This is a genomic window from Butyrivibrio sp. (genome assembly GCF_024699075.1).
Genome location: NZ_JAILQF010000080.1, coordinates 20,432 through 28,190 on the forward strand (window position 1 = coordinate 20,432; position 7,759 = coordinate 28,190).

Sequence of the window (7,759 nt, forward strand, 5' to 3'; positions counted from 1 at the left end):
AATACAGTATTAAATAGCTTTTCCGAGGAATTGGCTCATGTAAAGGTTATAATAGAAGCCCTTTTCCTTCATAAGCTTGTCGTGGTTACCCATTTCTACTATATTTCCGCTATTCATTACAAGTATGATATCAGCATTCTTAATAGTACTAAGTCTGTGTGCTACAACAAAACTTGTTCTGCCCTCCATCATAGCATTGAAAGCTTCCTGTATCTTCATTTCGGTTCTTGTATCAATAGATGAAGTTGCTTCATCTAGGATCATCATAGAAGGTTTGCTCATCATAACTCTTGCTATACACATAAGCTGTCTCTGGCCTTGAGAGAATTCTTCTCCGTTTTCAGATATAACTGTGTCATACTTCTTAGGCAGTTTCTGTATGAATGAATCAATATGGCACACTTTAGCAATCTTTCTCATCTCTTCATCAGAAATATCTGGATTGCCCATCGTAATATTATCTCTGATAGTACCTGATTTAAGCCAAGTTTCCTGAAGTACCATTCCATATGCATTTCTAAGAGATCCCCTTGAGATATCTCTTACATCTGTACCGTCTACAAGAATTGCACCCTTATTGACATCATAAAATCTCATTAGAAGATTAATAAGAGTAGTTTTACCACATCCTGTAGGTCCTACAATAGCTATACTCTGGCCAGGTTTAATGTCAAGATTAAAGTTCTCAATAAGCTTTTGGCCTTCAACATAAGAAAAACTAATGTTATCAATCTTTACATTTCCTTCAAAATGATCGGGTGCAATTGCATCATCTTTATCAGGAATCTCACTCTTTTCTTCTATAAAACTAAAAATACTTGCAGCACATGCAATAGCATTCTGAAGTTCAGTGATAACGCCTGATATTTCATTAAAAGGCTTGGTGTACTGATTTGAGTAGGATAAGAATGCAGAAAGCTGACCTACACTCATTCGTCCATATACAACAGATAATGCTCCAAAAATTCCAACTCCTGTATATACAAGGCTGTTTATAAATCTTGTTGATGGATTTGTCAAAGATGAGAAAAATGTAGCTTTAAGAGATTTCTCTCTAAGTCTTTCATTTATGACATCAAACTTTTCTATTACTTTTTCTTTCTGGTTGAAAGCTTTGATAACACGCTGACCTTCGATCATTTCATTAATATATCCGGTCTGCTCACCACGAATCTTGGACTGTTCACTGAACATCTGGAAAGTTCTTTTTGAAATGAAACCTGCCACCAAAAATGATAAAGGTGTAATAGCAACAACTACTATAGTGATACCTACATTTACTGTAAGCATAAATACTAGTGTGCCGATAATAGTTACTACACCGGAAAAGAACTGTGTGAATCCCATTAAAAGTCCATCCGCAAACTGGGCCGCGTCATTTATGATCTTACTCTCTATTTCACCATAAGCATGTGAATCGATATATGAAAGTGGCATTTCCTGAATCTTATGAAAAGCATCATTTCTTATATCTCTAACTACGTTATAGGTCATTTTGTTATTGCAAAGGTTTATTAACCACTGACCAGCACTTGTGATTGCTACAAATACAATAATCTTTGTTATTATTCCGAATACACCTTTAAAATCAACCTGATCTGGTCCAAACATAAAGTCTACTGCCTGACCTGTCAGTTTGGGAATATATAAGGTAAGTAGCACAGTTACAAATGACAATACTAGTGATATGTATAAATATATTCTGTACCTTTTTATATAATTAAATACTTTTATCAAAACGTCTTTTTGACTGAATTTCTTCATGTTTCCTGCCTCTCTTTTGTTATGACCAAAAGCTGCATTTTAGCTTTCAGGTGAAGAACTAAAACAACTTAGTTACTGTTATCAGTTATTACATCACTTCTTCTTTGGGAAACTGTGAATAATATATTTCCTGATAAACTTCATTTTCTTCAAGTAACTGTTTATGAGTTCCCATTCCTGCAATCTTTCCATCATCCAGAACCAGGATAATATCTGCATTCTGAACTGAAGCTGCTCTTTGAGATACTATAAAAGTTGTCATATTTCCTTCATTCTGAGCAATAGCCATACGAAGCTTTGCATCTGTAGCAAAGTCAAGAGCAGATGCACTATCATCCATGATAAGGATATCCGGTTTTTTCATAAGAGCACGTGCAATAGTAAGCCTCTGCTTCTGTCCACCTGATAAGTTACGTCCGTTTTGTTCAACCATAAATTCTGTCTGTCCAGCCTTTTGATCAACAAATTCCCTGGCTTGTGACATATCAAGAGCTTTATTTATATCATCAAGACTTGCATTACCATCTCCCCATTTAAGGTTATCTGCAATTGTTCCTTTAAAAAGTTCTGCTTTCTGAAGAACAATACCTACGTGAGAGCGAAGGTCTTCGATACTGTAATTTTTGACATCTTTGCCAAAAAGTCTTACCTGGCCTTGAGTAGCGTCATAAAATCTTGGTATAAGGCTTATAAGAGATGTCTTACCACTACCTGTACCACCGATAATTCCAACGGTCTGTCCTTTTCTTACCTTAAAGTTCATATTCTCAATAACATTCTCGCCATCGTTTTCGTACATTAATGATACATTATCGAACTCAACTGCTATGTCTGAGCTATCAACATCTATCTTATCTAATCCATCAACCATATCAGTTTTAGTTTCTAATACTGTAGCTATACGATTACCGCAGGCAATTGCCTTTGTAATCTGAATAATAAGATTAGCAAGCTTTATAAGCTCAACCAGAATCTGAGACATATAATTAAGAAGCGCTATAACTTCACCTTGAGTCAGCACGCCTATGTTAATACGTACAGCACCTGTATATATAAGAATAACGGTTGCTATATTAATCATGAGATATGTAAGAGGATTCATAACTCCCGAAATTGCACCTACATACTGCTGCGCATGATTAAGGACTGTATTTCTGTCTCTGAAAATTTCCTCTTCGCTCTTTTCCTTATTAAAAGCTCTGATTACTCTAACGCCTGTCAGATTTTCTCTGGTGCTTGTCATAACGTTATCAAGCTTGTTCTGAACATTTCTATAAAGAGGTATTGTCCAGATCAGGATAAAAAATACAACGATTGACAAAAGAGGAATTGTTACAACAAATATAAATGCAGATTTTACATCAACTGTAAAAGCCATTATAATTGCACCGAATACTACAAATGGTGATCTCATAAACAGACGCAGGAACATATTAACTCCGCCCTGAACGTCATTTATATCACTTGTCATTCTATTAATAAGTGTATCTGTCCCGAAAAGATCCATCTGGGAGAAAGAAAAATTCTGAATATGCTCAAATAATGCATGTCTGAGCTTAGCAGAAAATCCCGTTGCAGCTTTGGCTGCAAAATACTGTGCTGTAATTGATGCACTAAGTCCTACTGCACCAAGAAGTACAAGTACCAAGCCCATCTTGATGATATGTCCGCGATCTGAATTCGCGATTCCAACATCGATGATCGACGCCATAACAAGCGGTACTATAAGTTCAAACATTGCTTCCAGCATTTTGAAAACAGGTGCCAGAACGGACTCTTTTTTGTAATCCTTTAGATATTTAAGTAATGATTTCATAATACCCTCTTCTCTGTTTTATTATCCTTGTTAACCGCATACATTCTAACATATAATCAGATGTTTGAAAAATTTTCAAAATATGGGTTAATTTATTATGATTTTCATCCGATAGATAAGTAAGATAAGTATGAGTAATTTTATATACAAGAACTTGGTCAAAAATTATACATACTTTTTCTGAAAAAAAGCTTAAAAAGCAAGGATTGCTTTTGTACTTTCTGCTAAGGAGGGCAAAATATGAGTAATATAAGTATAGGCAGTATCGCCAGTTCAAGTATGCTGAATTATAGTCAGCAATCTGCATTAAGTTCAAAATCAGCTACAGCTAACGCACTGTTAGGCTCTTTGAATATAGATGACTCTAATGTTGCAGCAAGCATATCCCTATCAGATTATAGCCAAATAAAAAGCGGTAGTTATGGAAAACTTCTTTCTGCTTATTACAGTAAATTAGAGAGTCAGTCTAGTTCTACATCTGACAAAACTGATACAACAAGTACTACAGAAGAATCCAAGAAAACTTCTTATGAAAATAATTCTTCTAACGTTCTTGAATCAGTTCTTTCGACCTACAAGGCTGATGGTAGTACCAATAAAGATTCCACAGGGTCTAATTTGGATACTACAGTATAATAGCAAATGTTATTTCTCTTGTTCGTATATTGCAAGAGAAAGAGCGCTTGCAGAGAGTGTTTCAAATCACTTAATGCAGCTCATAACATAATAAGACAGCCCATACGAACAATATCGTACAGGGCTGTCTTTTAAATTAAATATACAGATTATCCCCTTTTTTCATTTATTTATATTGTCATCTCAATATGGCAGATATGATATACTAATTCTATCATTAACACTAATCGGAGGTTTTATATGGATCTTAATATTAGCATTTTCGATATCATAGGTTATGCCGGTTCACTTCTTGTAGTTATATCAATGCTCATGACTTCAGTAATGAAGCTTCGTATTATCAATACCGCAGGTAGTGTACTTGCTGTAATATATGCTATTGCCATAAAAGCATATCCTACACTTGTAATGAACGTAGCCCTTATTATCATTAACATCATTAATATGCGTAAACTCAGCAATAACAGTACTGAATACAGACTTATCAAAGCTCCTGGAAATGATACCGTTCTTAACGACCTTATTTCAAAATATCGCGAAGATATTCAATCATTTTTCCCAAGCTACAGAGAACTTACTGTAGAGGATACCGCTTTTATTATTTTAAATTCCGATGTTCCTGTTGGAATTACTGCAGGCAGAATAAATGACGGGTGTTATGATTTGTATTATGACTATACTATTCCTGCATACAGAGACTGTTCTGTTGGACAGTACCTGTTTTCACATATTAAAGGCTTCAATATAAACGTCGCTCAGATAAGTAATCCATCTAAAGATCACATTCCGTACCTAAATAAGGTTGGTTTCTCAAAGAATGATGATAAATATATTAAGATCATATAAAGTAATAAAAGCTCTATAGTTTATTGATATGTACCCTCTTAACCTGAAATACCGGTAAGGAGGGTACTTTTTATTATATATAGAGCTTTTTATATTTTTATGAGTTTTATATGTTTATGACCCAAAGCATTTTAATATGTAAACTTGGAATATTTTATCTTCTGGCTCTTATAAAGACTTATATGACCTGATATTGTATAACTTAGCGCTACTACGATTATATAGTAAAGAGCGCCTTCATATCCAAACATCTCAAAAGCTATCAGTAATGAAGCTACAGGGCAGTTAGTAATACTACAAAAAACTGCAATCATACCAAGTGCCACAGCCATCTGATTAGGAAATCCGCTACAATAAGCAAACAGCCTTCCAAAAGTTGCTCCAATATATAAGGCTGGTACAATTTCACCACCTTTATATCCGGCTCCCAAAGTAATAGACGTAAATATAAGCTTTATAATAAAAGCTTCATATGGAGATAATCCATTAAATGCCTTATCTATCATCTCTATTCCGGCCCCATTATAGTCACCACTTCTAAATATATATGACAATAAGACTATTATGATGCCGCCTGCAACTACTTTAAAATATGGATTTTTAAACATCTTGTCCTGAATTTGTCTTGCATATCTTATGCTCAAACAAAAAATTATTCCGATAAAAGCACCTATAATTGCTATACTGCCGCTTTTAAGCACAAGTCCCGATGTCATTTCAGGAACAATTTTTACAACAAAAACATCTCCTTCAACTCCAAAATATCTTGCTATATGTACAGCTATAAGAGATGCGGTAACTCCTGGTACTAGCGCTGCATAATGCATTGCACCAACACTTGATAATTCTATGGAAAAAAATGCTGCCGTAATAGGTGTTCCAAATAAAGCTGAAAAAGCAGCTGCCATTCCGGACATTGTCATTATCTTTCTGTCATCTTCATCAAGTCGAATGAGCTTACCAATATTGTAACCAAGACTACCTCCAAACTGAAGTGCAGCCCCTTCTCTACCTACTGATCCTCCACAGAGATGGGTTAAAAAAGTTGAAATTATAATAAGGGGAGCCTTATAAAGAGGAATACTTTCATTTTCTGTGATAGCTTTGATTATAAGATTAGTACCTGTATCATGATAATCCTTAAAGGAATGATACAGGTACACAATAATAACACCTGCTACCGGTAATAGTAGCATGATATATGAATTTTCTTTGCGAAAAGAATTTGCAAATGTAAGCATATATGAGAACAGAGTTCCCACAAGGCCAACAATAACACCTATTATCAATCCGAGAATGATCCATTTTACAAGAAGAGCCATACTAATAGCCGTCTTACGAAAGTTATTATCATTTTCCCTGATATTAGGTATTATTTGCACAGATACCTCCTTTGAGCTTAAATAGCTCCAAGCGCCTGTTCCAAATCCTCAATAATATCATTTACATTTTCAATTCCCACTGATAATCTTACAAGATCTGGTGCAACACCACCTGCAAGAAGCTCTTCATCTGTCATCTGGCGATGTGTAGAAGATGCCGGATGAAGGATACATGTATGAGCATCAGCTACATGAGTAGCTATTATTGCAACCTTAAGATGCTTCATGAATTCTTCAGCTGCTTTTCTTCCGCCCTTTACTCCAAAAGATATAACTCCGCAGGTTCCTTTAGGCATATACTTCTTGGCTCTTTCATAGTACTTGTTACCAGGAAGTCCAGGATAATTGACCCATTCAACCTTATCACTTGCCTGAAGGAACTCAGCAACCTTCTGAGCATTAGATACGTGTCTGTCCATACGTACTGCAAGTGATTCAAGTCCAAGATTAAGCATATAGCAGTTCATCGGTGACGGGATGGATCCAAGATCTCTCATAAGCTGGGCTGTACATTTTGTAATAAATGCACCTTCTTTGCCAAACTTCTCTGCATAAGTTATTCCATGATAGGACTCATCAGGTGTGCAAAGTCCTGGGAATTTGTCTTTATATTTCATCCAGTCAAAGTTACCTGAATCTACAATAGCACCACCTACAGTCGCATCATGTCCATCCATATATTTAGTTGTTGAATGAGTTACAATATCAGCTCCCCATTCAATAGGGCGACAATTAATTGGTGTTGCAAATGTGTTATCAATAATAAGCGGAACGCCGTGTGCATGCGCTGCTTTAGCAAAACGCTCGATATCGAATACAATAAGAGCAGGATTTGCTATTGTTTCTCCAAATACTGCTTTGGTATTTGGTTTGAATGCCTTCTCGAGCTCTTCATCAGAACAATCCGGATCAACGAATGTAAAATCTATTCCCATTCTACGCATTGTTACATTGAAAAGATTGAAGCTTCCTCCATATATTGTTGAAGAAGCAACAACATGGTCTCCCTGTCCTGCAAGATTAAATACTGAGAAAAAAGTTGCTGCCTGACCTGAGGAAGTAAGCATTGCTGCTGTTCCACCCTCTAATGCTGCAATCTTAGCTGCCACATAATCATTAGTAGGATTCTGAAGTCTGGTATAAAAATATCCACTCGCTTCAAGATCGAACAGTTTGCCCATATCCTCACTTGTATCATATTTGAATGTTGTAGACTGTACTATAGGCATCAGACGTGATTCACCATTTTTAGGTTCATAGCCTGCCTGGATACATTTTGTTTCCTCTCTCACTGCGTCTTCCTCTTTTCTTTTTC

6 protein-coding genes are annotated in these 7,759 nt (G+C 35.7%); 2 read left to right on the top strand and 4 right to left on the bottom strand.

Annotation, left to right across the window (positions count from 1 at the left end):
• Window positions 1-9: 9 nt before the first annotated feature.
• Window positions 10-1,764 (bottom strand): ABC transporter ATP-binding protein, encoded by a 1,755-nt coding sequence (locus tag K6G87_RS03115; protein ID WP_296833763.1) that lies wholly within the window; start codon window positions 1,762-1,764, stop codon window positions 10-12.
• 88 nt (window positions 1,765-1,852) lie between these two features.
• The gene (locus tag K6G87_RS03120; RefSeq protein ID WP_296833766.1) at window positions 1,853-3,580 is read right to left on the bottom strand and encodes an ABC transporter ATP-binding protein; all 1,728 of its coding nucleotides are present in this window, start codon (window positions 3,578-3,580) and stop codon (window positions 1,853-1,855) included.
• A gap of 240 nt (window positions 3,581-3,820) precedes the next feature.
• Here K6G87_RS03120 and K6G87_RS03125 point away from each other — a divergent pair, with 240 nt between their 5' ends.
• Together K6G87_RS03125 and K6G87_RS03130 are read left to right on the top strand one after the other, a co-directional pair.
• Complete coding sequence (locus K6G87_RS03125; RefSeq protein WP_296833769.1) at window positions 3,821-4,216, top strand: hypothetical protein; 396 nt, start codon at window positions 3,821-3,823, stop codon at window positions 4,214-4,216.
• A 240-nt stretch (window positions 4,217-4,456) separates the two neighbouring features.
• Window positions 4,457-5,062: a YgjV family protein gene (locus K6G87_RS03130; RefSeq protein ID WP_296833772.1), complete on the top strand. Its 606-nt coding sequence runs from the start codon at window positions 4,457-4,459 to the stop codon at window positions 5,060-5,062.
• A 131-nt stretch (window positions 5,063-5,193) separates the two neighbouring features.
• Here K6G87_RS03130 and K6G87_RS03135 read toward each other — a convergent pair whose 3' ends face one another.
• Together K6G87_RS03135 and K6G87_RS03140 are read right to left on the bottom strand one after the other, a co-directional pair.
• Window positions 5,194-6,444, bottom strand: a complete 1,251-nt coding sequence (locus K6G87_RS03135; RefSeq protein WP_296833775.1) for a chloride channel protein — start codon at window positions 6,442-6,444, stop codon at window positions 5,194-5,196.
• A gap of 17 nt (window positions 6,445-6,461) precedes the next feature.
• The gene (locus K6G87_RS03140) at window positions 6,462-7,736 is read right to left on the bottom strand and encodes an O-acetylhomoserine aminocarboxypropyltransferase/cysteine synthase family protein (protein WP_296833777.1); all 1,275 of its coding nucleotides are present in this window, start codon (window positions 7,734-7,736) and stop codon (window positions 6,462-6,464) included.
• Between the last annotated feature and the right edge of the window lie 23 nt (window positions 7,737-7,759).

Bases quoted from the DNA above. Each gene is read 5' to 3' on its own strand.
- K6G87_RS03115 (WP_296833763.1), bottom strand. From the start codon at position 1,764: ATGAAGAAATTCAGTCAAAAAGACGTTTTGATAAAAGTATTTAATTAT.
- K6G87_RS03120 (WP_296833766.1), bottom strand. From the start codon at position 3,580: ATGAAATCATTACTTAAATATCTAAAGGATTACAAAAAAGAGTCCGTT.
- K6G87_RS03125 (WP_296833769.1), top strand. From the start codon at position 3,821: ATGAGTAATATAAGTATAGGCAGTATCGCCAGTTCAAGTATGCTGAAT.
- K6G87_RS03130 (WP_296833772.1), top strand. From the start codon at position 4,457: ATGGATCTTAATATTAGCATTTTCGATATCATAGGTTATGCCGGTTCA.